The sequence below is a fragment of the Micromonospora parathelypteridis genome, from assembly GCF_014201145.1.
Taxonomy (GTDB): Bacteria; Actinomycetota; Actinomycetes; order Mycobacteriales; family Micromonosporaceae; genus Micromonospora; species Micromonospora parathelypteridis.
In genome coordinates this window covers 4,039,009-4,061,161 of sequence record NZ_JACHDP010000001.1, presented here as the reverse complement: position 1 = coordinate 4,061,161, position 22,153 = coordinate 4,039,009, and the positions used below count along the sequence as shown (strand labels likewise).

Genomic DNA, 22,153 nt, shown 5'->3' with positions numbered 1-22,153 from the left:
TCAGCCGCGCGCCGCCGCGGCCTTCATGTCCCGCTTCAGCTCCTGCGGCAGCGAGAACGTGAGCCGCTCGTTGGCGGTGGTGATCTCCTCGACGTCGGCGAAGCCCCGCGCGGCGAGGTGAACCAGCACCTCCTGGACGAGGTCGTCCGGGACGCTCGCGCCGGAGGTCAGGCCGACCGTGTTGGCCCCCTCCAGCCAGGCGTCGTCGATCTCGTGGGCGAAGTCGACGAGGTGACCGGCGCGAGCGCCCGCGTCCAGAGCGACCTCGACCAGGCGGACCGAGTTGGAGGAGTTCGTCGAGCCGACGACGATCACCACGTCGCAGTCGGCGGCGATCTCCTTGACCACGTGCTGCCGGTTGGAGGTGGCGTAGCAGATGTCGTCGCTGGGCGGGGACTGCAGCAGCGGCAGTCGCTGCTTGAGCCGGGCCACCGTCTCCAGCGTCTCGTCGACCGAGAGCGTGGTCTGGGAGAGCCAGACGACCTTCTCCGGATCACGGACGGTGATCTTGTCGGCACCATCCGGTCCGTCGACCAGTTGGATGTGTGCGGGGGCCTCACCGGCCGTGCCGATGACCTCTTCGTGCCCCTCGTGGCCGATGAGCAGGATGTCGTAATCCTCGGCGGCGAACCGCTTCGCCTCGTGGTGCACCTTGGTGACCAGCGGACAGGTCGCGTCGATCGCCTTCAGCGAGCGCTGCTTGGCCTGCTCGTAGACCTCCGGAGCCACGCCGTGTGCGGAGAAGATGACGGTGGCGCCCACCGGCACCTCCTCGTTCTCCTCTACGAAGATCGCGCCCTGGGCCTCCAGGGTCTGCACCACGTGCTTGTTGTGCACGATCTGCTTGCGCACATAGATCGGGGCGCCGTAGAGCTTCAGTGCCTCCTCGACGGTCTGCACCGCGCGGTCGACGCCAGCGCAGTAGCCGCGGGGCTTGGCCAGGAGCACGCGCTTGCCGGTCCGTGGAGTCGCCTCAGCCTCAGTCACCCGCCCATCCTACGTGCCGCCCCTCCCACCGCCACCTCAGCCAATTCCCGCGCAACCCACCCCCAAGCCCTGGGTGATCATGAAGTTATCGCCGCGACACGCCGACAAAGAGGGCAATAACTTCATGATCGACGGGGGTCGGGGGTGGGGTTTGTAGGGTGGGCGGCGTGACTGTGGGTGGGGGTAGCGGGGGGAGTAGTGCTGAGGAGCCCTGGCCGGTGCGGGTGGTCAGCCAGAAGGTGGGCGCCTGGATCGCCAAGCTCGGCTGGGTGTGGGTGGACGGACAGGTGGCGCAGATCAGCCGCCGCCCCGGAGCCAGCACGGTCTTCCTCACCCTGCGTGACCCGTCGGCCGACCTGAGCCTGACCGTCACCACCAACCGGGACGTACTGGATGCTGGGGCGCCGGAGTTGCGCGAGGGCGCGCGGGTGGTGCTGCACGCCAAACCGGAGTTCTACGCCGCCCGGGGCACGCTGAGCCTGCGCGCCGACGAGATCCGCCAGGTGGGGCTCGGGGAGCTGCTGGCCCGGCTGGAGAAGCTCAAGAAGCTGCTGGCCGCCGAAGGGCTCTTCGACCGTGCCCGCAAGCGCCGACTGCCGTTCCTGCCCGGCCGGATCGGGCTCATCACCGGTCGCGCGTCGGCGGCGGAGCGGGACGTGCTGACCAATGCCCGCCGACGTTGGCCCGCAGTGGAGTTCCGCACTGTCAACGTGGCCGTGCAGGGCCCGTCCGCCGTGCCGCAGATCGTCGACGCGCTCAAGGTGCTGGACGCCGACCCGAGCATCGACGTGATCATCATCGCCCGGGGCGGCGGCGGCATCGAGGACCTGCTCCCCTTCTCCGACGAGGCGCTCTGTCGTGCGGTGTTCGGCTGTCGTACCCCGGTGGTCAGCGCGATCGGCCACGAGACGGACGCGCCGCTGATCGACTACGTCGCCGACGTCCGCGCCTCCACCCCGACCGACGCGGCCAAGCGGGTCGTCCCCGACCTCACCGAGGAGGTACGCCTCATCGGCCAGGCCCGGCACCGCCTCGAACGGGCGGTGCGCAACCTGGTCGACCGCGAGACGCACCGGCTCGACGGGCTGCGGTCCCGGCCGGTGCTGGCCCGACCCCAGGTGATGGTGGAACATCGGGCGACCGAGCTGGCCGCGTTGCGCCAGCGGGCCGGCCGCTGCCTGGAGCACCGGCTCGCCGCCGCCGACGACGACCTGCGCCACACGCTGGCGCGGCTGCGCGCGCTCTCCCCCGCCGCCACCCTCGACCGGGGGTACGCGATCGTGCAGCGCGCGGACGGCCACGTCGTCCGCGCGGCGGCGGACGTCGCCAAGGGCGACCCGTTGCGGGTACGGCTGGCCGACGGCGAGCTGGCCGCCACGGTCGACGGCTGAGTGGCGACGCGGTGACCCGGGGAGTGATGTGCTGAGATGGACGCGATGACTGACGACAAGAAGGCCGGGCCGGACGAGCGGCTCAGTTACGAGCAGGCCCGCTCCGAGCTGGCCTCGGTGGTCGAGCGGCTGGAGGCCGGCGGCACGTCCCTGGAGGAGTCGCTGGCGCTCTGGGAGCGCGGCGAGGCGCTGGCGGTGATCTGCCAACGCTGGCTGGATGGCGCGCGTGCGCGGATCGACGCCGCCCGGCAGGAGCCCGCTTCCTGACCAGCCGGTGGGGCGGCCGACGCCGCCCCACCCGCGTACGTCAGTTGAACAGGCTGTACAGCTCGGCCGGGGCCTCGACGACCTGGTCCGCCGGCGGCTTCTGCGCCGCGGTGGCGGCGCCGTAGTCGGAGTACGTCATCCGGATCTCCTGGGCGGTGGTCTGCCCGGCGGCCGGCAACTGCAGCACCAACTCGCTGAGGCGGCCCTGCGGGTCCACCTTCGCGGTGAACGGGACCGTCTTCGCCTGGGTCCCCAGCGCCGCGATCGTGGCGGCGTTCAGCGAGCCCGCCTCGGCGGCCTTGGTGACGTCGATGGTGCCGGCGTACGTGCCGGTTCCGGTGCTGCGGACCTCGGTGATGCCCTGGGTCAGGACCGCGCTGCCGGCCGGGTCGACCTTCTCGAAGTCGAAGCCGAGGCTGCGGTTGCCCTTGATCCGGGCCTGGTCCAGGTGCTGGTACTTGCCGAGGTTGAGTTGCTTGATGGCGGGCAGGTTCTGGGCGGCGGGGCCGGTCAGCTCCAGCTTCACCCAGCTGTCCGGCTTGTAGTGGATGAGGTCGAGCTTCATCGTCAGGTCGGATGAGGGGCCGCCGATCGCGACCTTCATCGCGGCGCTCTGGCTCGGCTGGTGCACCTGCCCCTCCGCCGTCGAGCCGGCCCCCGTGAGGGTGAACCGGAAGTTGCCGCTGCTGATCTCCTTGGTCGAGTCGAGCAGGGCCTGCTTGGCGTCGCCCTCCACCGGCGCGCCGCCGGACGGGCTCGCCGTGCCGGACGCGGTCACCGTCGGGGACGCGGTCGATCCGGGGGTGCCGGTTCCATTGCTGGCGCAGGCGGCCAGCGCGGGCGTGATCAGAGCGGCGGCTACCAGGCCGACGCCGAGTCGTCGAACAGTCATACGTGTCTCCCAAGAGGGTCACCCGACGACCTGGACGGCGCCGGAAACCGGGCGACGCGGCAGCACCGTCGGCCGCGTCGCGCGATCCGGACCGAGCAGCGCGCCCGGATCACTCCCTCTCTGTTCCCTGTTGGCGCGTCGGACAATCACCCGCCTGTCCGGTTGTCCGTGACCGGCGCCCGAAGGAGCCCAGCGAACGGGGTCGGGGCGACACCAGGCCGCCCCGACCCACGATGTCGATCTACTTGAACATCTCGTACGTCTCGGCCGGAGCCTCGACGACCTTGTCGGCCGGCGGCTTCTTCGCGCCGGTGCCGGTCCCGTAGCCCGTGTAACTGATCTTGACCTCGTGCGCGGCGGTCTCGCCGGCGGCCGGCACCGAGATGACCAGCTCGGTGAGTCGACCCTGCGGGTCCAGCTTGGCCGTGAACGGCAGCGCCTTGGCCTGCGCACCCAACGCGGTGACGACCTCCTCGTCGAGGGCGAGCGACTCGGTGGCGGCGGCCGAAATGTCGATCTTGCCGGCGTAAGCGCCCTCGGCGGTCTTCTGCACGTCGGTCACACCCTTGACCAGGGCGTCACTGTCGACCGGGTCGAGCGACTCGGGATCCAACTGGAGGTCCGCGATGCCCTCGACCTTGGTCTTGTCGAGGTGCTGGTACTTGCCCTTGTTCTTCGCCGCACCGGGGAGGGCGGCGACCATGGCACCACCGAGGTCCATCTTCACCCAGCTCTCCGAGTCGATGTAGACCAGGTCCATCTCGATCGACATGTCCTGGGACGCGTCGCCGAACTTCACGGTGACCTGTGCGCTGTTGCTGGGCTTGTGCACCAGGCCGCCGCCGGTCATCTCGGCACCCGCCAGGGTGAAGGTGAAGTCACCCTTGGCCATCTCCTTGGTGGAGGCGAGCAGCGCTTCCTTCGGGTCGGCCGGGACCGCCGGGGCGGACGGGGACGCGCCCGTGCCGGCGGCCGGCTCGGCGGCGTCGGACTTGCACGCGGCCAGGCCGGGGACGAGCAGGGTGGCGGCGAGGAAGCCGAAGCTCCACCGTCGAATATTCACAAAGATCTCACTTCAAATCAGGGGGGAATGTCCGGCGGCGACACCTGCCGGACCTGAGCCGGGGCAGCTTAACGGATCTTCACCACCACTGGATCCGTCGATCGGCTGAGCCCGGTCAGCGCACCGAGCCGGCCAACTCCCGTAGCTCGTTGTCCCGGGCATCGCCGATGATGATCATCGTGCGGGTCGGCTCCAGCAGGACCAGCGCCTGCTGGTTCCCCCGGGCCGTGTAGAGCTGCCAGGTCCGGCCGGCCAGCTCGGTAGGACCCTGCGGCTGCCCCTGGTCGGTCAACTCCGCGGGGAGCAGCCGCTCCGCCGGCACGCTGCTCTGCAGGAGTTGGACGCCCCGCCCTTCCGGCGTGAGATAGCCGATCCGCAGATTCGCACCGCCCTCGACGGTCTGGTAGCGGGCGCTGACCGTCGACCAGCCGGAGCCGAGCCCCTGCGGCTGGCTCACCGGAAACGTGTTCGCCGCCCGAGCCTGCTCGATCGCCGGGGCCGGATCGACCGTCGTGGCCTGGTCACCGCCGAGGAAGCCCCGGTAGAACGCCAGCAGCAGCGCGATCGGGACGAGCAGCACCAGCAACGAGATCGCCATGTCCTTCGGCGACCGCTCGGATTTGGCGGACTTCACCGGAGGTAGCGGCGTCGGATCGTTCCCGACGGGCGCATCATCGGGGCCGGTGGGGACGTCGACCGGCGGCTGGCCGTCGGGCGGCGTGCGGTCGGCGGGTACGCGGTCGGCTGGCTGTGCGGGCTCCACCCCCCTATCTTCGCAGCCGCCCGACCGGCGGTATCCGGGCCATCACCGCCCCGCGCCGACGCCCGGTCGGCCATCGTGTGAGGATCAGCGACAAAGCCGGCAGTGGGGACCTCCCTGCCGCCGGTCGTCCCCGCACCGTCGCGAGGAGGAGTAGCCGTCATGACGAACACCAGGACGCGGATCCCACAGGATCTCGACCGAAACCTCGCCCTCGACCTGGTCCGGGTCACCGAGGCCGCGGCGATGGCCGCCGGCCGGTGGGTCGGTCGGGGCGACAAGGAGGGCGGCGACGGGGCCGCGGTCGACGCGATGCGCAAGCTGATCAACTCGATCCAGATGCGCGGTGTGGTGGTGATCGGCGAGGGCGAGAAGGACAACGCCCCGATGCTCTTCAATGGCGAGCACGTCGGCGACGGCACCGGCCCGGAGGTGGACGTCGCCGTCGACCCGGTGGACGGCACCACGCTGATGAGCAAGGGCATGCCGAACGCCGTAGCGGTGCTCGCCGTCTCCGAGCGGGGTGCGATGTTCGATCCCAGCGCCGTGTTCTACATGGAGAAGCTCGCCGTCGGGCCGGCGTACGCCGACGTGATCGACATCAACGCCGGTGTGGCGGAGAACATCCGTCGGATCGCCAAGGTCAAGGGCACCGACGTCTCCGAGGTGACGGTCTGCGTGCTGGACCGGAGCCGCCACGACGACCTGGTCGCGCAGATCCGTCGGACCGGGGCGGGCATCCGATTCATCTCCGACGGCGACATCGCGGGCTCCATCGCGGCCGCCCGGGGCGAGTCGGACGTCGACGTGCTGATGGGCATCGGCGGCACCCCCGAGGGCATCATCTCCGCCTGCGCCCTGAAATGCATGGGAGGTGCGATGCAGGCCAAGCTCTGGCCGCGCGACGAGCAGGAGCGGGAGAAGGCGCTCGCCGCCGGGCACGACCTGGACCGGGTGCTGGGCACCGATGATCTTGTCACCGGGGACAACTGCTTCTTCGTGGCGACCGGCGTCACCTCCGGGGACCTGCTGCGCGGGGTGCGCTACCGGGCCGGCGGCGCGTACACCCAGTCGATCGTGATGCGGTCGAAGAGCGGCACCATCCGGGTGATCGACTCGTACCACCGGCTGGAGAAGCTGGCGCTCTACTCCGCGGTCGACTTCGACGGTCGTCCGCTGGCCGAGCAGGAGTGACCGCCGCCGACACGGCGACACCGCAGACCCTGTCGCCCGCCCGCCGAATCACGGGCGTCGCGCTGGCGTCGATCTCCGGGGTCGCCGTGGCGGTGCAGTCCCGCATCAACGGCGAACTGGGGGTACGCCTGGAGGACGGGTTCGCCGCCGCGGTGTTCTCGTTCGGCATCGGCCTGTTGGTGCTCCTGGTGCTGGTGCCCGCCACCCCCGGCGGGCGGCGTGGTCTGGTCGCGGTGCGGCGCGCACTCGCGACGGGCGCGCTGCGGCCGTGGCAGTGCCTCGGCGGAATGTGTGGGGCGTTCCTCGTGGCCACCCAGGGCCTCACCATCGGTTCGCTGGGTGTCGCGGTCTTCACCGTGGCGGTGGTCGCCGGCCAGTCCGGCAGCAGCCTCGCCGTGGACCGGGCCGGGATCGGGCCGACCGGCCGGGAGCCGGTCACCCGGTGGCGGCTCGCCGGTGCGGTGCTCACCGTGCTCGCGGTCGGCCTGGCGGTGGGTGACCGACTGGGCGACCCGGGCGCACTGGCGCTGGCCCTGCTACCCCTGCTCGCCGGGGTGGGCATCGCCTGGCAGCAGGCGGTCAACGGACGGGTCCGCGCGGCGGCCGACAGCGCGTTGACCGCCACGCTTGTCAACTTCGCCGTCGGCACGGTCACCCTGCTCGTCGCGATCGCGATCGACATCGCCGTACGCGGCTGGCCGGCTGGCCACCTGCCCACCGAGCCGTGGCTCTACCTGGGTGGTCCGATCGGCATCGTGTTCATCGCGATCGCCGCGGCGATCGTGCGTTTCACCGGGGTGCTGCTGCTCGGGCTGGCCACCATCGCGGGTCAGATCGTGGGGGCGGTCCTGTTGGACCTGTTGTCGCCGACAGCGGCCTCACACCCCGGCCTGAACACTCTGCTCGGTGCCGCGCTGACCATGGTGGCGGTGCTGATCGCCGCGTTGGCGCCACCCGCCCGCCGCTGACCGGCCCCCGCCCAACCCTCAGCGGGGTGGCGGTTGCGACGGGTCGGGCGGATCAGACACCGCCGGCAGACCCGGCGGGTAGGGCGCATACGGCGGGTAGGGCGGGCGCGGCTGGTACCGGCCTCCGTACGCGCGGGCCGGATCGACCAGCCTGGCGATCCGGATGGCCAGCAGCACGCCCGGCACCGTGGCCAGCAGCGCGAGTGCCACCGCGACCCTGCTCTGCGGCGGGTTGCCGACCAGCCATCCGGCGAGCGGCAGTCCGGACAGGAGCACGGTGAGCAGCAACCCGGTAAGTACCCACCCGATCCACCGGGTCAGCGCACCCTGGTAGGAGGCTCGGACGATCAGGGCCACCGCCGTCACGACGACCATTGGCAGCACGACGAACAGCAGGGCATCGGACGTCAGGGAGTCATCCTCGCGCTCCCAGACCCCGGCCAACACGATCGCCGCGACCAGCATCGCCCCGCTGCCGACGACCCCCCACCAGCGCGGACCTCCACCGCGGCGAATCGCCAGGTGACCGGCCAGCACGGTGACCGTGACGCCGAGGGTCAGCGCGAGCGCGACGGCGAGCAGCAGGTCGGTCTGGCGGCCGATGGGTCCGTCACCATCCAGAAGGGGCGGATCGTCCCAGTGGGTGTCCTCCGGTCCCGTCCGAACGAGGAAGCCGTCGCGTTGCCATTCGCCGTCCGGCCGTCGGTGCAGGATGCCGTCCCGACCGTTGGCGACCAGCACTTCATGGCCACCGCTGGCAGCGGGGTAGACGATCAGTTCGCGGGAGGCGAAGTGCTGGCGAACGTCGCCCGGGCTCGGCGACCGGCGCGCCATCTCCTCGCGCTGGCGGTCCGGCATCTCCCAGGTGACCCGCCAGGTCACACCGGCGTCGTCACTCTGCTCCACCCGCAGGTGCCCGGTGACCACCCGGTAGCAGCGCTGAGGCTCGTCCGGTACGCATGCCTGCCGGCGAGGAGAGTCCTGACCGTCCAGTCGCTCCCGCTCGCTGTCGGTGGCGGGCCGCCAGGTGGTCCCCCCGTCCTCGCTGACCGACCAGGCTCCGTCCGCTGGCCCGGCCGGCCAGGTGTCGCCGCTGTATCCCGAGCCGAACGAGACCGCCGGGTGACCGTCGAGCAGGGCCGTCCCCACGGCGTAGGGGTAACGAATCACGCTGGTGGCGGCCACCGCCAACACCGCTGGCGGTAACACCACCAGCAGCCGGACCAGACGGGCGGCCCGCTCGCGCACCGGTCGGCGCCGCGATCGTGTCCAACTCCACCAGGCCAGGCCGAGCGCCGGCAGGGTGAGCAGGTCGGTCCGGTCAGCCCGGACCAGCGACGGTCCGGCCAGCACGGTCCAGGCCGACGAGGCGAGTTCGGCCGCGTACCCGCTGGTCTTGATGAGCGCGAACCCGGCCCCCACCGCGACCAGGCCGGCCAGCGCGGCAGCCCGGGCCGGCCACCGCGGCACCAGGAGGGTCAGCAGCACCGCGACCAACGGCGGGGCGAGCACGAGACCGGCGACGTCGCTCAGCTTGCCGGTCAGCAGGCCGGGCAGCGCCGCCTTCAGCAGGTGGTCGTTGACCACCAGGACGACCAGGGCTAGCAGGGTGACGGGGTGACAGAGCCAGGCCAACGTCGTCGGCGCGCCGTCACGCGGTGTTCCGGGACCCGTCATCCCCTCAGGGTCAGGTCGACTCGTCTCGATCTGGACACGGGTCGGTCGGGGTCCGATACCGACGATCAGCCGGCGTCGGAGGAGTGCCCGGGGAACAGGTGGGCGCTCGGGTCGATGGCCACGGCCGCGTTGTTGACCGCCGTCGCGGCCTCGCCGAAACCGGTGGCGATCAGCCGGACCTTGCCCGGGTATTCGGTGATGTCACCCGCGGCGAAGACCCTCGGCAGGTTGGTCGCCATCGCGCTGTCCACCAGGATGTGCCGGCGGTCCAGCCGTAGACCCCACTCGGCCAGTGGGCCCAGGTCGGCGGTGAAGCCGAGGGCTGCCACCACGGTGTCCACCGGGAGCGTCTCGGTGGCACCACCGCGCACGGTCACCTCGGCGCCGGTCACCGTGCCGTCCCCGATCAGCCGGCTGACCTCGGCGTTGACCACCACCCGCACCGGCAGCGACAGCACCCGGGCGACCGTCGAGGCGTGCGCCCGGAACTTCTCCCGTCGGTGCACCAGGGTCACCGAACGGGCCAACGGCTGCAGCGCCAGCGCCCAGTCGAACGCCGAGTCACCGCCGCCGACGATCAGCACGTCCCGATCGGTCAGCTCGGCCGGGTCGGTGACGAAGTAGACGATCCCGGTGCCGGGGGCGCCGTCGGCGCACGGCAGTGGTCGAGGGCTGAAGCTGCCGAGGCCGCCGGTGACAACGACCGCGCCGCAGCCGAGTTGCTCGCCGCCGGCCAGGCCGAGCACCGGGCGATCATCGGCGTACGAGAGCTTCTCGGCACGGGTGCCGAGCAGGTACTGGGGCGCGAACGGGGCGGCCTGGGCGACCAGGTTGGCCACCAGGTCCCGGCCCTTGACGGCGGGGAAGCCGGCCACGTCGAGGATCAACTTTTCCGGGTACATGGCGGTGACCTGACCGCCTGGCTCCGGCAGCGCGTCGATCACCGCCACCGACAAACCCCGGAAACCCGCGTAGTACGCGGCGAAGAGACCGGCCGGACCGGCCCCGATCACGGCGACATCGACCTCGCGCATGGCGTACCGTCGCTTTCCGCTTACGGATCAACGCTTGCTGATCTCGACGGTAGGCGGACGGCGGCGGTCGGGCAAGCACGTCCCAGAGGCGCGCCGAGGAATTGGTCAGGGCAGGCTGAGCGTGGAACCCGAGTAGTCCGGGCCATCCACGGCAGGCCGCCGCCGACGGAACAGGATCGCCGCCACCACCCCGCCGAGCAGCCCGAACAGGTGGCCCTGCCAGGAGATCCGCTCGTCGGTGGGGAGAATGCCGACCAGTTGCCAGCCGTAGAGCAGGCCGACCAGCAGGAAGACCGCGAAGTTCCACCAGCTGCGCTCGACGATGCCCCGGGTGAGCAGGATGCCCAGGTAGCCGAAAATGACGCCGCTGGCCCCGACGACCACCGAGTTGGGTGAGCCGGTGAACCAGACGCCGAGCCCGCTGACCAGGATGATGACCAGGGTCGACCAGAGGAACCGGCGGGCGCCGGCGGCCAGGACGAAGGTGCCCAGCAGGATCAGCGGGATGCTGTTGCTGTAGAGGTGGTCGAAGCCGTGGTGCAGGAACGGGGAGAAGAAGACCCCGTCCAACCCGTCGATGCGCTGCGGGATGATGCCGGCGGTGGCGTCCAGGCCGAACGCGAGCCCCTGGTCGACGGCTTCGATGAGGAAGAGGAACGGGATCACCGCACACATGGCGACGAACGCCCGACCGAGGGCGGCGTAGAACGCCTCGGTGCCGAACCGGTAGGGGTCGCCACTTGACGGGTGCAGGGTCACCCCACAACTGCTATCAGCAAAAGCGGCCGACCGCCACTCGCGTCCCGTCCGAGCACCCCGGTGTACGCGCGACGGCGGGGCGGGTGGTCGCCCACCCGCCCCGCCGTCGACACCGTCAGTAGTGGCCGTTGTTCTGGAAGTAGGTCCAGGCTCCGCAGGGCGTCTTGTACCTGCCCTTGATGTAACCCAGCCCCCACGTGATCTGGGTGGCCGGGTTCGTCCGCCAGTCGCTGGCGACGCTACCCATCTTGCTGCCCGGCAGTGCCTGCGGGATTCCGTACGCACCGGACGAGCCGTTGTTGGCCTTGTGGTTCCAACCGCTCTCCTTGGTCCAGAGCTTCTCCAGGCAGGGGAACTCTGCGATGCCGAAGCCCGCGCCGATCATCAGGGCGCAGCCGGTCTTGCGGTTGCCGCTGAACTCCTCGCAGGACGCCGGGATCGGCCCGTCGTACGGCTTGGCGGGGGCGTTGGCCGCAGCGCGTTCGCGCTTGCGGGACGCCGCGGCCGCCTCGGCCCTGCGGGCGCGCTCGGCGGCCTCCTTGGCGGCTTCCGCCGCGCGTAGCTTGGCCTGGTATTCGGCGGCCCGCTGCTGGGCGAACTTCACCTGGTGGGCGGCCTGCCGCTCGCGTTGGTAGGCGAGATCGGCCCGGTCGACCTCAAGGCCGACCTGCGCGGTCAGGCCCTGTTGCTGGGTTTCCCGGTCTTCGCCCAGGTAGAAGCCACCGGCGACGCCCACGGAGAGCAGCGCCACAGCAGCCGTACGGGCACCCAACCGGCTCCACAGCCGACTCACGAAGTGGTCCCTTCGTCGGGGGCAAGGACGCGGCGCGGCGCGGGCCACAGACGGGCCGTCAGCCGTGCCACGAGCGCCCCGACCTGTTGCCGGTCGCTCCGACGCACCGACCGCCGCCGATGTCGCCCGTCTCGCGACGTTCGATCACCAACGATCCCCGTGGTGCGTGGACGCTCGTGGGACACGATTGCGCACAGTGAGGCTGATGGGAAACCAACCGCCCTGTTTGTGATCTGCGCCACACTTAAAATGCGGACAAAAGCCCGCATAATGCACCATCAGATCGGGATGTCCTCTAGGAGATCCGTGACCATCGCGGCGATCGGAGATCGCTCCGAACGGCTGAGGGTGACGTGGGCGAAGAGCGGATGACCCTTGAGCGCCTCGATAACAGCGGTCACCCCGTCGTGCCGGCCGACCCGCAGATTGTCCCGCTGGGCCACGTCGTGCGTGAGCACCACCCGGGAGCCCTGCCCGATCCGGGACAGCACGGTCAACAGCACCCCGCGCTCGAGCGACTGGGCCTCGTCCACGATCACGTAGGCATCGTGCAGGCTGCGCCCCCGGATGTGGGTCAGCGGCAGCACCTCGAGGATGCCTCGCGAGGTGACCTCCTCCAGCACGTTCTCATGCACCACCGCGCCGAGCGTGTCGAAGACCGCCTGGGCCCACGGCGACATCTTCTCCGACTCCGACCCCGGCAGGTAGCCCAACTCCTGGCCACCGACGGCGTACAGCGGGCGGAACACGATCACCTTCTTGTGCCGGCGGCGCTCCATCACCGCCTCCAGCCCGGCGCAGAGCGCCAGCGCCGACTTGCCGGTGCCGGCTCGGCCACCCAGCGAGACGATCCCGATCGCCTCGTCGAGCAGCAGGTCGAGAGCGACGCGCTGCTCGGCCGAGCGGCCGTGCAACCCGAACGCCTCCCGGTCGCCCCGGACCAACCGAACCGACTTGTCCGCCAGCACCCGACCGAGCGCGGAGCCGCGACCCGAGTGCAGCACCAGGCCGGTGTGGCAGGGCAGCCCGGCAGCCTCGTCGAGATCGAGCGCCTCGCCGGCGTACAACTGGCCGATCTGCTCCTCGCTCAGCTCCATCTCCGACATGCCCGTCCAGGTCGGGTCACTGGCCTGGCCGTGGCGGTACTCGTCGGCGCGCAGGCCCACCGAGGCCGCCTTGACCCGCAGCGGCATGTCCTTGCTGACCAGGGTCACCTCCCGCCCCTCGGCCGCGAGGTTGAGTGCGACGGAGAGGATCCGGGCGTCGTTGCTCTCGGTGCGGAACCCGGGCGGCAACACACCGTCGTCGGTGTGGTTGAGCTCCACCCGCAGGGTGCCGCCGACATCGTTGGCGGGCACCGGTCGGTCGAGTCGGCCATGCCGGACCCGTAGGTCGTCGAGCATCCGTAGCGACTGCCGGGCGAACCAGCCCAGCTCCGGATGGTGCCGCTTGCCTTCCAGTTCGGTGATGACCACCAGAGGCAGCACCACCTCATGCTCCGCGAACCGGTGGAATGCCGCCGGGTCGGAGAGCAGCACGGAAGTGTCCAGGACAAAGGCCTGGCCGGCTGGTCGCGGCTCCTTCGGGTCGGCCGGCGCGGCGGCCGCCGAGCGGCGGCTCCTGGTGGCGCGGCGGGTCGTGGCAGTCGCGGCCGGGGTCTGGTCGGCACCGGCGGTGGTACGGCGAGTCGTCACAGGCCTGCTCCGACGGATGGGCACCCGCCACCCGTGTTCCGCCTCCTCCGGTGCCCGGGGACACGGGGTCGGATGCGGAACCCCATGCGCGAGGTCGCAGATCCGGGCGGACCGGCTGGCTCGGGAGAACCCCGTGCCATGCCTAGACGCTAGCCGCGCCGGACCTTCCCGGCTAGAGGTGGAACGTGGAACTCCCAAGACGGGCGCGTCAACACCGCTTCGCCGGGCGCCTCACCAGCACGGGGCGCGCGGCGGAACCGGCCGGGATGCATGCCCCCTGCGCGCATCCCGGCCGGTTGGGGCCATCGTCACCGGTCTGACGTGACCCCGACGGTGCGTGTCCGCCGCGGACGACGCACCGCGTTCGTGGCGCCGGTCGGCGGGCCGTGGCCCGCCGACCGACCTCAGCCGGTACGTCGAACGAGCGTGCCGGTCGGGTGCCGCCCCGTGATCGGGGCGGCCGGCGCGGAGAACGACGAGCCGGTGTACGTGGTGCCGGGACGGGCGACGGTGCCGGCCGAGCGGACGACGCCAGCCGGGGAGACCGACAGGGCGGAGGCGATCGCCGCCTGAGCGTCGCGGCGACGCCGGTTCCAGGCGCCCCGGTCACCGTCGAAGTAGCCCTGCCGGTAGCCGAAGCGGTAGCCGATGCGGTAGCTGAGCTGCCCGTGCAACCGGCCGGCGGCGTAGCTGGTGGCACCGAGCACCAGGACGAGGAACACCGCGAGGAACGGGCTCATCGGGCAACTCCGGCCCAGCCCGGACGCCAGGTCATCGCTCCTCCGGCTCGATCGTGGTGGGATCCGCGACGAGCAGCCGGTCCAGGTCGTCGGTGCTGACCTCCTCGACCAGCTCGACGCTGATCCGGCAGCCGTCCAGCACGACCTCGGCCATCGAGGACCGGCGGATCTCGCCGCCGGCGTCGTAGACCCGGACGCTCAGCTCCGGGCAGCCGAGATGGGTACGCCAGGCGTTCCACTCGGCGCGGTCGCCGACGCTCAGCGACAGGTAGCGGCAGCCTCGGGCGAGGTAGAGGCGCCAGGGGGCGGTCAGCCCCGCGGCCACCCCCTCGGCGATCAGCCCGAAGGCCTGGGCGCGGGTGGCGAGCTCGGTCACCACACCCCCCTGGCGCCGGGGGCATGACGCATGTGAGCACCAATCGTCTCATGCACGTGACACACCGTAGATTGTCCCATGGGCGTGACAGTATCAGCTTTTCGTCCGCTTACGTTCGTCACTATGGGCATCTATTCTGCCCGCGTGACACCCCTCAACCGTGGCACAGAATCGTTTACCGGAAATCCGAAGATCCCGTCACGTCCGCGTGACAGCAGCGAGCCGGGGCACACGCCCGCAGCCGGCTGGCCGTACCGTCACGGGGTGACCGAGACGGCCCATGCGCGGAAGATCGCCTTCGCCACCTTCGTCCGGCGCGCCCTGGACGAGGCGCGGGCGACCCGGGCCTGGAGTGGCACCGAGGTGTCCCGACGCACCGGCGTCTCCCGGCAGACCATCAACCGGTGGGTTCGAGGCGACTGGGCCAGCGACCCGGAGGCCGAACGGGTGGTGGCCTTCTGCGAGGGCCTGGGCCTGAATCCGGCGGCGGCCTTCGCCGCGCTCGGCTGGGACCGCACCGCGGCCGGCCCCCGCACCGGCCAGCCCGCCCCTCCGATGGACCCCGACGTGGAGGCGCTGCTGCGCCGCCTGGTCGATCCGAACGTGTCGGACGCGGAGAAGTTCCACATCCGCGAAACCATCAGATATCTCGCATACCGCCCAACGTTGCCGGTCGATGTCCGCAATAGGGGTAATCAGGCAGGGTAGTTCCTCAGATAGCGAAAGAACGCCTGGTCAGGTTCATTCGTTTGCCTCCGGGGCTCGAACGGGCACGCTAGCGTCCCTATTCGTACTGCTTGGGCTCGTCATCGGCGGGGGGGACGGGACAAGGCCGAACCCAGCCCTGCGGGACATAAGGAGGGGTCTGTCCATGACCCTGAAGTGGTTAGCAGTCGTGGTCGCGACGGTGTCGATGACACTCTGGGCGACCGGTAACGCGGTGACCCTCGCGGTCGACGGCGGGCAGCTTCCGCTGCTCGTCAACCTTTTCGTGCTCATCACCGCCGGCACCGCGGTCGTCCTGGCCGTCGTCGCCGAGCTGCACGAGCGCATGAACGACCGGATCAGCGCGCTCAGCGATTTCCTGGTAGCCAAGCTCACCGAGATCGAGAACCACACCGGCGATCGCAACACCGGGTTCGTGGAGGGCTACCTGTTGAGCCACGGCCAGGAGGCGGCCGTGGTGCCGTTCGGCCGGCGCGGACGAGGAGCCGCCGAACGCTGATCGCGTACCGCCGAACGGGTTCGCTCGGCCAGGAATGAGCCTCCATCGCCGGGGTACGCTGACGCGCGTGCCGCCGTTGAATCTGGGCAATCAGCAGCCGAGAACCCCGTTGAACGCCGACCAGGCCTGGCGGATCACCGCCAGCCGGGCGGCCGGGACCGTGCTCTTCTTCGACTTCGACGGCACGCTCGCGCCCGTCGACGACGATCCGACCGCGGTACGCCCGGCGCCCAAGGCGCTGGCCGCCATCGAGGCGCTGGCCCCGGTCGTGCAGCGGGTCGCGATCGTCTCCGCCCGACCCGTCGAGTTCCTTCGGGATCAGCTCGGCGGGCTCGCCGGTGTGGACCTCTACGGTCTGTACGGGCTGGAGCACAGCCACTCAGGCGGGGAGACCGTCACCGAGCCGGCCGCGCTGCCCTGGGTGCCGACCATGGCGGAGCTGGCCGACCTGGCCCGGGCGGAACTGCCGCCCGGCACGCTTGTCGAGTTCAAGCGGCTCTCCGTCGCGCTGCACTGGCGTACCGCTCCGCAACTCGGCTCGACCGTGCAGCAGTGGGGGCAGGCGCAGGCCGACCGGCTGGGGTTGCGGGTGCAGGCCGGGCGGATGGTGCTGGAGCTCAAGCCGCCGGTCGACCGGGACAAGGGCATGGTGATCGGCGAGGCGATCAAGGGTGCCACCGGGGCCTGGTACTTCGGCGACGACGTCTCGGACATCAAGGCCTTCGCCGCACTGCGCGCCCGCGCCGCCGCCGACCCGGATTTCCTCGGTGTCTGCGTGGCCGTGGCCAACCCGGAGACCGGTCAGGAGGTGGCCACCGCCGCCGACCTGACGATCGAGTCCCCGGCTGCCCTGGGCGACTTCCTCACCGAGGCGCTGACCCACCTGCCCTGAGCTTGGCGGCCGGCGACAGACGCGTCGCCGGCCCGGTCAGGCGCCGTAGCGGCGTTGTCTGGTGGCGTACGAGCGCAGTGCGCGCAGGAAGTCGATGTGCCGGAAATCCGGCCAGTTGAGCTCGCAGAAGTAGAACTCCGAGTGCGCCGACTGCCAGAGCATGAAGCCGGACAGTCGCTGCTCCCCGCTGGTGCGGATGACCAGGTCGGGGTCGGGTTGGCCGCGGGTGTAGAGGTGCTCGGCGATGTGCTCGACATCGAGCACCTCGGCCAACTCCTCGATCGTGCCGCCGGTGGCGGCGTGCTCCAGCAGCAGCGAGCGGACCGCGTCGGTGATCTCCCGGCGACCGCCGTAGCCCACCGCGATGTTGACCTCCGCACCGCCGGTGCGCTCACGGGTGCGCTCCTCGGCGCCCTTGAGCGCCGCCGCGGTCTGCGCCGGCAGCAGGTCGAGCGCCCCGACGATGCGCAGCCGCCAGGGGTTGCCCTCCTCCGCCAACTCCACCACCAGGTCCTCAATGATCTTGAGGAGAGGGTCCAACTCACTCGCTGGTCGGCGCAGGTTGTCGGTGGCCAGCAGATAGAGGGTGACGTGCCCGACGCCAGCCTGGTCACACCAGCCGAGAACATGCTTGATCTTTGCCGCGCCGACCCGGTGCCCGTCGTTCGGGTCGACGAAGCCCATCTCCCTCGCCCATCGGCGGTTGCCGTCGCACATCACCCCGACGTGCCGGGGCACCGGCTTACCCGCGAGCTTCGCCGTGAGCCGGCGCTCGTACACGGAGTAGATAAGGTCCCGCAGCGTCATCACCTAGCAGCGTAGCGACCCGTCAGCCAGATCACTGCCTCGGAGCCCCATCCCCGCCCGGCAGACCGACACCGATCATCGCCAGCGTACGGGCGGTGAGACGTCCGTCACCCAACCCCAGCTCGACCACGTCATAGAACACCCGGTCGTCCCGACGGGCGGCCCGGACCGCCGCGTCCACCACCCGACGGCGGCGCGCCAACCAGGCCGCGACCGAACTGTGCCGCAGGTGGGTGCCGAGACGGCGACGCAACCCGTGGGCGTAGCGGCGGGCGGCCGCCTCGGGCGCCTGGGCCGCCGCCGCACCAGCGAGCGCACCGGAGAGCAGCGCGTAGAAGATCCCCTCCCCGGTGAACGGATTGATCAGCGACAGCGCGTCCCCGGCCAGCAGCGTCCGCCCCTGCCCCGGTGCCGGCCGATGGGTGGACAGCGGCAGGTGATGGGCGCGCAACGCGGTCACCGTCGCCAGGTCGGTGCCCGGCAACAGCGCGGCCAGCCGGTCCAGCAGGTAGGCCCGGCTCAGCGAATCACCGCGCAGCACCTCCCCGTACCCGACGTTCGCCCGTCCGTCGCCGATCGGAAACGACCAGGCGTACGCCGGCCAGCGCGCCTTCGAGGTGACGATGAGCTGCTCGGATGGGCCGGGCAGAGCCGGGGCGTACCCCCGAATGGCCAGCGCCAGGTGCCGGTCGGGATTCTGCGGGTGGCCGAGCGCCCGACGCACCACCGACCCCGCGCCGTCCGCGCCCACCACCACCCGGCCGGACAACTCCCCGTCGAGCACCACCCGGTCGGCGCGCGGCTCGACCCGGCGCACGGTGTGCCGGCGCAGTTGCGCGCCGGCCGCCACGGCCGCCGCCACCAGCCGCGCGTCGAAGACCTCCCGGGGCACGGTGTACGCAGGTCGGGGCAGCGCCCGGGCCACCGCCCCGCCCCCCGGTGCGATCATCCGTAACGCGGGTAGCGGCGCATAGCCCGCCACCGCCTCGGTCACCCCCAGCTCGGCGAGCACGTCCACCGAGTGCGCGGCGATCCCGTCGCCACACGCCTTGTCCCGGGGAAAGTCGGCCCGGTCCAGCAACAGCACGCTGGCACCCGCCCGGCGCGCCGTCAGCGCGGCAGCCGCCCCGGCCGGCCCCGCTCCCACCACCACCACGTCGAACTCGTCGTCCACCGCGCGCCTCCCTCCGTCCGGTGCGACACGGCCGTTCCGCCCCGCCCGGCGATCCGCCCGCGCTGCCGCGCCGGCCGCTGTGTCCGGCGCCACCCGTCATCCTGCCCCCGTCCACTTACGAGAACCGATACCGAAACTCCCACCGTGGAGTGGTGGCGGGCCATGAAAGCCGCAAAGGGCGCGGACCGCCCGCGCAGCGGTTGAGGTGTCTGTGATCGACACCAGGTCGCCGACATGGGGGTGTCGCGTGGTCCGGATGCCCCCACATCGCCGACCTGGCGTCGATCATGTGGGTTCAGGGGGTGGGGTCGGTGGTACGGGCTGCGCGGCGCAGGCCGTAGAGGGTCAGGGCGGCGGCGGCGAGCAGCGGGGCGCCGTCGCGGACCAGGCCGTCCACGCCCAGCAGCCACCAGCACAGCGGCAGGTCCACGGCGAGGACGGCCACCGTGACGACGACCAGCAGGCCACGCGCCCAGTCCTTGCCCCGCATCAGGAACGCGGTACAGAACAGCACCGCGTAGCTGGCCGCGATGCCCGCGCCGAACCAGATCAACACGGCCGGCACGGCGGTCAGCCGACCATCCAGAATGGAGCCTCCGGCCACCAGGGCCGGCACCAGCATCAGTGGGCTGTACGTGAACGCGGCCACCCGGCTGGTCAACAGCCAGGCGCTGGCCTCCGGCCGGCGGGGCGGGGTTTCCCGCCAGGAGAGGCCGGCCCGGTCGATGACCAGTCGCGGCCGGTGCCGGACGAGATGTCCGGCCAGCGCCGACGACCGGTACAGCAGCCAGACCACCGCCACACAGAGCGCGGTGAGCACGGCGAAGCCGAGCAGGCCGGGCAGCGGTGGCACTCCCTGCCGCGGCACGATCAGCCGGCCGACGGCGAAGATCGTGGTGACCGCGAGGATCAGCCCGAACGGGCGGGCAACCGTTCGGCCTCGGCGTACGTGCCCGATCAGCAGCAGGAATCCGAACGAGCGCAGCATCGCCCAGCCGGTGCGCACCGCCAGACCGAAGCCCTGCTCCGGGGCGTACCACCAATTGAGCACCTCGACCACGACGGTGGCCGCCGCCGTCGTCGCGAGCAGGATGGTGAGCACCCGGACGGCGGACGGCCGCCGGACCTGGGTCTCGGCGGCCGTCCTCATGGGATCCGATGTTGCCCGCTGGGGGCGGACTTCACACCTAGCGCTGCGGCTGCGCGGCGTCCAGACGCGCGCGCAGCGCGTCCAGCTCGGCCCAGAGCACGCCGGGCAGTTTGTCGCCGAACTTCTCGAACCACTCGGTGACGAGTGGCAACTCGTTACGCCACTCGTCGGGGTCGACCTTCAGGGCGATCCGAACGTCCTCCGGGGTCATGTCCAGGCCCTCGACGTCCAGGGCGTCGGGCGCGGGGACCATGCCGACCGGAGTCTCGACCGCTTCGGCAGTGCCCTCGATCCGCTCGACGACCCACTTGAGCACCCGGGAGTTCTCCCCGAAGCCCGGCCAGAGGAACGCGCCGTCCGGGTCCTTGCGGAACCAGTTGACGTAGTAGATCTTCGGCAGCTTCGCCTCGTCGCCGTCGGTGCCCTTGCCCATCTCGATCCAGTGCCGGAAGTAGTCCCCGGCGTTGTAACCGATGAACGGCAGCATGGCCATCGGGTCCCGCCGGACCACGCCGACCGCGCCGGACGCGGCGGCCGTCGTCTCCGACGAGAGCGTGGCACCCATGTAGACCCCGTGCACCCAGTCGCGGGCCTCGGTCACCAGCGGGACAGTGTCCCGGCGGCGGCCACCGAAGAGGATCGCGTCGATCGGTACGCCGTTCGGGTCGAAGTACTCGTCGGCGAGGATCGGGCACTGGGTGATCGGGGTGCAGAAACGGCTGTTCGCGTGGGAGGAGAGGCTGTCGCTCTCCGGCGTCCAGTCGTTGCCCTTCCAGTCGATCAGGTGCGCCGGAGGCTCGCCCATGCCCTCCCACCAGATGTCGCCATCGTCGGTGAGGCCCACGTTGGTGAAGACGGAGTTGCCCCGGTCCAGGGTGCGCATGGCGTTGGCGTTGGTCTTCCAGTCGGTGCCGGGCGCGACGCCGAACAGGCCGTACTCCGGGTTGACCGCGTAGAGGCGACCGTCGGGACCGAACCGCATCCAGGCGATGTCGTCACCGATGGTCTCGACCTTCCAGCCGGGGATGGTCGGCTCCACCATGGCGAGGTTGGTCTTGCCGCAGGCAGACGGGAAGGCGCCAGCGATGTGGTAGACCCGACCCTGCGGTGAGGTGATCTTGAGGATCAGCATGTGCTCGGCGAGCCAGCCCTCGTCGCGGCCCATCACGCTGGCGATCCGCAGGGAGTAGCACTTCTTGCCGAGCAGCGAGTTGCCGCCGTAACCGGAGCCGTACGACCAGATTTCCCGGGTCTCCGGAAAGTGCGAGATGTACTTGGTCTCGTTGCACGGCCAGGCGACGTCCTGCTGCCCGGGGGCGAGCGGGGCGCCGATCGAGTGCAGCGCGTGCACGAAATCCCGGTCGTTGCCCATCGCCTCGAGCACCCGGGTGCCCATCCGCGTCATGATGCGCATCGACGCGACCACGTACGGGCTGTCGGTGATCTCCACACCGAACATCGGGGACTCGGCCTCGACCGGGCCCATGACGAACGGGATGACGTACATGGTGCGACCGCGCATCGAACCGCGGTAGAGATCGGTCATCGTCCGCTTCATCTCGGGCGGCGCCATCCAGTTGTTGGTGGGGCCGGCGTCCGCCTCGTCGACGGAGCAGATGAAGGTGCGTTCCTCGACCCGGGCGACGTCCGTCGGGTCGGTGCGCGCGTAGAACGAGTTGGGCTTCTTCTCCGGGTTCAGCCGGATCAGCGTGCCGGCCTCGACCAGCTCGTCGGTGAGCCGGCGCCACTCCTCGTCGGATCCGTCCACCCAGACGACACGGTCGGGGGTGGTCAGTTCCGCGACCTCACGGACCCAGGCGAGCAGTTTCGGATGGGACGTCGGGGCCTGATCAATACCCCGCACAACAGCCGGAGCAACCATGACACATCTCCTTGTGGTCGACGCTGACCGATCTATGGGATGCACGAGACTCAGCGGCGCGATGCGTCGCCTTCGTGGAAACCTGGGATTGGCCTCAGCGTAAACCGGGCAGCCTTCCGAGTCAGTGGGACTGGTTGTGAAGAACTGCACAAGGTACGGCCACGCTGCGGCATCACGAGCTGATACCCGCTTTCCCGCGCAGTTTCACGCAAATCTTGTTGTGCACCCCGGCGGACGCTTGTTGCGGTCGGGCCGTGGACCTGCCCCGCCGACCGGTGCGTGGATTCCCGTTCCGAGGCGCGTCAGTCCTCCCAATTGGCTACGCTGCGTGCAACGGTTCCGCACGCCGCGCTGGGCGCTTCCGGGCGACCACGCCCGCTCGCCGTTGCTACCCCTCTGACCGGCCGACAGCCGGTAGGCTCCCCCCG

22 protein-coding genes are annotated in these 22,153 nt (G+C 70.9%); 7 read left to right on the top strand and 15 right to left on the bottom strand.

Annotation, left to right across the window (positions count from 1 at the left end):
* Entirely contained in the window at positions 1–987 is a 987-nt protein-coding gene (locus tag HNR20_RS18400) for a 4-hydroxy-3-methylbut-2-enyl diphosphate reductase (protein WP_184181481.1), read from the bottom strand.
* 167 nt (positions 988–1,154) lie between these two features.
* Here HNR20_RS18400 and xseA point away from each other — a divergent pair, with 167 nt between their 5' ends.
* Together xseA and HNR20_RS18390 are read left to right on the top strand one after the other, a co-directional pair.
* Positions 1,155–2,378, top strand: a complete 1,224-nt coding sequence (gene xseA, locus HNR20_RS18395; protein ID WP_373290959.1) for an exodeoxyribonuclease VII large subunit — start codon at positions 1,155–1,157, stop codon at positions 2,376–2,378.
* Positions 2,379–2,423: 45 nt separating this feature from the next.
* The gene (locus HNR20_RS18390) at positions 2,424–2,645 is read left to right on the top strand and encodes an exodeoxyribonuclease VII small subunit (protein WP_184181479.1); all 222 of its coding nucleotides are present in this window, start codon (positions 2,424–2,426) and stop codon (positions 2,643–2,645) included.
* Positions 2,646–2,685: 40 nt separating this feature from the next.
* On the opposite strand, the gene HNR20_RS18385 is transcribed toward HNR20_RS18390, so the two are convergent.
* The 3 genes from HNR20_RS18385 to HNR20_RS18375 form a co-directional block, all read right to left on the bottom strand.
* Positions 2,686–3,537 (bottom strand): hypothetical protein, encoded by an 852-nt coding sequence (locus tag HNR20_RS18385; RefSeq protein WP_184181477.1) that lies wholly within the window; start codon positions 3,535–3,537, stop codon positions 2,686–2,688.
* A 241-nt stretch (positions 3,538–3,778) separates the two neighbouring features.
* Complete coding sequence (locus HNR20_RS18380; RefSeq protein ID WP_229686987.1) at positions 3,779–4,600, bottom strand: hypothetical protein; 822 nt, start codon at positions 4,598–4,600, stop codon at positions 3,779–3,781.
* Positions 4,601–4,715: 115 nt separating this feature from the next.
* Positions 4,716–5,363 (bottom strand): DUF4245 domain-containing protein, encoded by a 648-nt coding sequence (locus HNR20_RS18375; protein WP_184181475.1) that lies wholly within the window; start codon positions 5,361–5,363, stop codon positions 4,716–4,718.
* Positions 5,364–5,522: 159 nt separating this feature from the next.
* Between HNR20_RS18375 and glpX the strand changes: the two genes are divergently transcribed.
* The gene (gene glpX, locus HNR20_RS18370; protein ID WP_184181473.1) at positions 5,523–6,554 is read left to right on the top strand and encodes a class II fructose-bisphosphatase; all 1,032 of its coding nucleotides are present in this window, start codon (positions 5,523–5,525) and stop codon (positions 6,552–6,554) included.
* On the top strand, positions 6,551–7,522 hold the full coding sequence (locus HNR20_RS18365) for a DMT family transporter (RefSeq protein WP_229686988.1): 972 nt from the start codon (positions 6,551–6,553) through the stop codon (positions 7,520–7,522). The genes glpX and HNR20_RS18365 overlap by 4 nt, the downstream gene beginning before the upstream one ends.
* Positions 7,523–7,540: 18 nt before the next feature.
* On the opposite strand, the gene HNR20_RS18360 is transcribed toward HNR20_RS18365, so the two are convergent.
* From HNR20_RS18360 to HNR20_RS18330, 7 genes are all read right to left on the bottom strand, one after another.
* Positions 7,541–9,199, bottom strand: a complete 1,659-nt coding sequence (locus HNR20_RS18360) for a hypothetical protein (protein ID WP_184181471.1) — start codon at positions 9,197–9,199, stop codon at positions 7,541–7,543.
* Positions 9,200–9,264: 65 nt separating this feature from the next.
* Entirely contained in the window at positions 9,265–10,233 is a 969-nt protein-coding gene (locus HNR20_RS18355; RefSeq protein ID WP_184181468.1) for an NAD(P)/FAD-dependent oxidoreductase, read from the bottom strand.
* Positions 10,234–10,338: 105 nt separating this feature from the next.
* Positions 10,339–10,992, bottom strand: coding sequence for a rhomboid family intramembrane serine protease (locus tag HNR20_RS18350; protein ID WP_184181466.1), 654 nt, complete (start codon positions 10,990–10,992; stop codon positions 10,339–10,341).
* A gap of 115 nt (positions 10,993–11,107) precedes the next feature.
* Positions 11,108–11,785: an aggregation-promoting factor C-terminal-like domain-containing protein gene (locus HNR20_RS18345; protein WP_184181464.1), complete on the bottom strand. Its 678-nt coding sequence runs from the start codon at positions 11,783–11,785 to the stop codon at positions 11,108–11,110.
* Between the two features lie 278 nt (positions 11,786–12,063).
* Positions 12,064–13,479, bottom strand: coding sequence for an RNA 5'-3' helicase PhoH2 (gene phoH2, locus HNR20_RS18340; protein ID WP_184181462.1), 1,416 nt, complete (start codon positions 13,477–13,479; stop codon positions 12,064–12,066).
* Positions 13,480–13,883: 404 nt separating this feature from the next.
* A complete protein-coding gene (locus tag HNR20_RS18335; RefSeq protein WP_130407318.1) occupies positions 13,884–14,219 on the bottom strand; it encodes a hypothetical protein in 336 nt (111 codons plus the stop codon).
* Positions 14,220–14,250: 31 nt separating this feature from the next.
* Entirely contained in the window at positions 14,251–14,595 is a 345-nt protein-coding gene (locus tag HNR20_RS18330; protein WP_110562608.1) for a hypothetical protein, read from the bottom strand.
* Positions 14,596–14,859: 264 nt separating this feature from the next.
* Between HNR20_RS18330 and HNR20_RS18325 the strand changes: the two genes are divergently transcribed.
* The 3 genes from HNR20_RS18325 to otsB all read left to right on the top strand — a co-directional run bounded on the left by HNR20_RS18325 (position 14,860) and on the right by otsB (position 16,712).
* On the top strand, positions 14,860–15,303 hold the full coding sequence (locus HNR20_RS18325) for an XRE family transcriptional regulator (RefSeq protein WP_110562598.1): 444 nt from the start codon (positions 14,860–14,862) through the stop codon (positions 15,301–15,303).
* Positions 15,304–15,466: 163 nt separating this feature from the next.
* Positions 15,467–15,820, top strand: coding sequence for a hypothetical protein (locus HNR20_RS18320; RefSeq protein WP_184181460.1), 354 nt, complete (start codon positions 15,467–15,469; stop codon positions 15,818–15,820).
* A 67-nt stretch (positions 15,821–15,887) separates the two neighbouring features.
* A complete protein-coding gene (gene otsB, locus HNR20_RS18315; protein ID WP_184181458.1) occupies positions 15,888–16,712 on the top strand; it encodes a trehalose-phosphatase in 825 nt (274 codons plus the stop codon).
* A 36-nt stretch (positions 16,713–16,748) separates the two neighbouring features.
* Here the strand turns inward: otsB and HNR20_RS18310 are convergent, their stop codons facing one another.
* The 4 genes from HNR20_RS18310 to HNR20_RS18295 all read right to left on the bottom strand — a co-directional run bounded on the left by HNR20_RS18310 (position 16,749) and on the right by HNR20_RS18295 (position 21,725).
* Positions 16,749–17,519 (bottom strand): isoprenyl transferase, encoded by a 771-nt coding sequence (locus tag HNR20_RS18310; RefSeq protein WP_184181455.1) that lies wholly within the window; start codon positions 17,517–17,519, stop codon positions 16,749–16,751.
* Between the two features lie 31 nt (positions 17,520–17,550).
* Positions 17,551–18,693: an NAD(P)/FAD-dependent oxidoreductase gene (locus HNR20_RS18305; protein WP_184181453.1), complete on the bottom strand. Its 1,143-nt coding sequence runs from the start codon at positions 18,691–18,693 to the stop codon at positions 17,551–17,553.
* 295 nt (positions 18,694–18,988) lie between these two features.
* Positions 18,989–19,843: a hypothetical protein gene (locus HNR20_RS18300; protein ID WP_184181451.1), complete on the bottom strand. Its 855-nt coding sequence runs from the start codon at positions 19,841–19,843 to the stop codon at positions 18,989–18,991.
* 37 nt (positions 19,844–19,880) lie between these two features.
* Complete coding sequence (locus HNR20_RS18295) at positions 19,881–21,725, bottom strand: phosphoenolpyruvate carboxykinase (GTP) (protein ID WP_184181449.1); 1,845 nt, start codon at positions 21,723–21,725, stop codon at positions 19,881–19,883.
* Positions 21,726–22,153: the final 428 nt, after the last annotated feature.

Excerpts from the sequence above, each read along its gene's own strand:
- HNR20_RS18390 (WP_184181479.1), top strand. The coding sequence starts at position 2,424 with ATGACTGACGACAAGAAGGCCGGGCCGGACGAGCGGCTCAGTTACGAG.
- HNR20_RS18385 (WP_184181477.1), bottom strand. The coding sequence starts at position 3,537 with ATGACTGTTCGACGACTCGGCGTCGGCCTGGTAGCCGCCGCTCTGATC.
- glpX (WP_184181473.1), top strand. The coding sequence starts at position 5,523 with ATGACGAACACCAGGACGCGGATCCCACAGGATCTCGACCGAAACCTC.
- HNR20_RS18360 (WP_184181471.1), bottom strand. The coding sequence starts at position 9,199 with ATGACGGGTCCCGGAACACCGCGTGACGGCGCGCCGACGACGTTGGCC.
- HNR20_RS18355 (WP_184181468.1), bottom strand. The coding sequence starts at position 10,233 with ATGCGCGAGGTCGATGTCGCCGTGATCGGGGCCGGTCCGGCCGGTCTC.
- HNR20_RS18335 (WP_130407318.1), bottom strand. The coding sequence starts at position 14,219 with ATGAGCCCGTTCCTCGCGGTGTTCCTCGTCCTGGTGCTCGGTGCCACC.
- HNR20_RS18320 (WP_184181460.1), top strand. The coding sequence starts at position 15,467 with ATGACCCTGAAGTGGTTAGCAGTCGTGGTCGCGACGGTGTCGATGACA.
- HNR20_RS18310 (WP_184181455.1), bottom strand. The coding sequence starts at position 17,519 with ATGACGCTGCGGGACCTTATCTACTCCGTGTACGAGCGCCGGCTCACG.
- HNR20_RS18300 (WP_184181451.1), bottom strand. The coding sequence starts at position 19,843 with ATGAGGACGGCCGCCGAGACCCAGGTCCGGCGGCCGTCCGCCGTCCGG.
- HNR20_RS18295 (WP_184181449.1), bottom strand. The coding sequence starts at position 21,725 with ATGGTTGCTCCGGCTGTTGTGCGGGGTATTGATCAGGCCCCGACGTCC.